Annotated in this window: 1 protein-coding gene; it reads right to left on the reverse strand. The window is 73.0% G+C overall.

Translation table 11 applies throughout. The annotated features are described in order from the left end of the window. Nucleotides 1-1,793, reverse strand: a 1,793-nt coding sequence (locus tag J7523_RS20270) for a 5'-nucleotidase C-terminal domain-containing protein (protein ID WP_291890584.1), incomplete at both ends; no start/stop codon positions are given.

Genomic DNA, 1,793 nt, shown 5'->3' on the forward strand with positions numbered 1-1,793 from the left:
CCACCGGCACCGGACCCCACACCCCCGCATCCGCCGTCAAGACCGAGCCGACCTTCAGCACCCCAGAGACGACCGGCGTCCCGGCCGTCAGCGTCGCCGCGGCCACATAACCACGCCACGCCGACTGCGCCGACACCGACGTGTACCCCGCCTTCGACCCGGTCACCACCACATACACGTACTTGCCGACATCCGACGCCGACGGCGTATACGACGCCGACGCCCCCTCCTGCACCAACGTGCGCGTCACCAGATCCGACGCCACCGTGTACCACCGATACGACAACACCACCGGCACCGGACCCCACACCCCCGCATCCGCCACCAACGACTGACCCACACGAAGCGAACCCGACACCACCGGCACACCGACCGTAAGCGGCTGGATCGGCGCCACCGTCACCGGGATCCGGACCGTCGTGCCCGAGGGCGAGATGGTCAAGGTGAGCGTGTGCTCGCCCGCCGAGGCGCCCGACGGGACGCTCAGGCCGCTGAGGTCGGCCGCACCGTTGGAGACCGGGGCGGTGCCGAGCGAGGCGCCGTCCAGCGAGACCTCGACCTGCGTGTTCTCCGGCGCGCCGAGGCTCGTGAGGTTCAGGCCCGCGAGCGAGAGGCCGAGCGCCGAGCCGGCGACGACCGAGGTCGAGCCGGTGACCACCGAGCGGGTCCGGGCGAACGACGGGCTCAGCGGCGAGTGCTCGCCGAGGTAGTCGATCCACGCGTCGCGGTCGACGAGACCCGAGTCCGTCGGGTTCGTGCCGTGCTGGAAGGCGAAGAAGTTGTCGCCGGCCGTGGCCGCGGGGGCCGCGAGGAAGGAGAACGTGCCGACGCGGATCTCGTCGTCCGGCTGCACGAGCTCCCCGTCGATGTAGATCGCGTCGACGTGGTCGCCGGGCGCCGCGTTCGGGTTCGCCGTGTCGGCGACCCAGGTGACGTTGCTCGACAGGCCGAGCGCCAGGTACGGGCGCGATGGGCGCGTCGTGCCGCCCTCCGTCGTCGTCTGCCACTGCTGCTCGAGCAGCGCGTCGAGCTGGGCGCCCGTGAGCGTCGTCGTCCAGAGGTTGTTCACGAACGGGAGGACGCTGTTCGCCTCGGCGTAGGTGATGACCCCGTCGGCGCCGTAGCTCAGCTCCGCGCGGAGGCCGCCCGGGTTGACGACGCCGATCTCGGCGCCGCCGCGCTCGGGCGCAGACAGCGCCTCGACGAGGGAGTCGGCGACGAGGTTGCCGAGGGCCGACTCGCTCGCGCGGTCGTCACGGGCGCCGCCCGTCCACACCCCGCCGGTGTAGGAGCCGCCGGCGAACGCCGTCGTGATGTCCGCGGTGATGGAGCCGACCGGCTGGTCGCCGATGACGGCGGCCTCGGCGAGCGCCGCGTCGACGATCGTCTTGACCGCCGCGACGCGCGGGTAGGCGGCGACGAGCGTCCCGTCCGCGGTCGTCGTGCGGGCGACGTTCTCGGCTGTCGTCGCGGTGACGTCGAGCGTCACCGGGTCGAGGTCGAGGCCGACGTGGCCGATGAACTCGCCGTAGTTGCCGGTCTGGATGATCGGGCGCGTGTCCACGGTCGGGACGCCGCCGACGTAGACCGGCGCGTTCCACGCGTACTGCTTGTGCGTGTGGCCGGTCAGGATCGCCGCGACCCGCGGGTCGGTCTGCGTGACGAGGGCCGCGAACGGGCCGCCGGCGGCGACCTCCTGCTCGAGCGTCGCGCCGTCGGGCGTGCCCGCGCCGGCGCCGTCGTGCACGAGGGCGACGACGAGGTCGGCCTCGCCGTTGGCCGCGTCGCCGTCG

Origin of the sequence: Cellulomonas sp. (assembly GCF_017744555.1) — a bacterium.
In the GTDB taxonomy this organism is placed as follows: Bacteria; Actinomycetota; Actinomycetes; order Actinomycetales; family Cellulomonadaceae; genus Cellulomonas.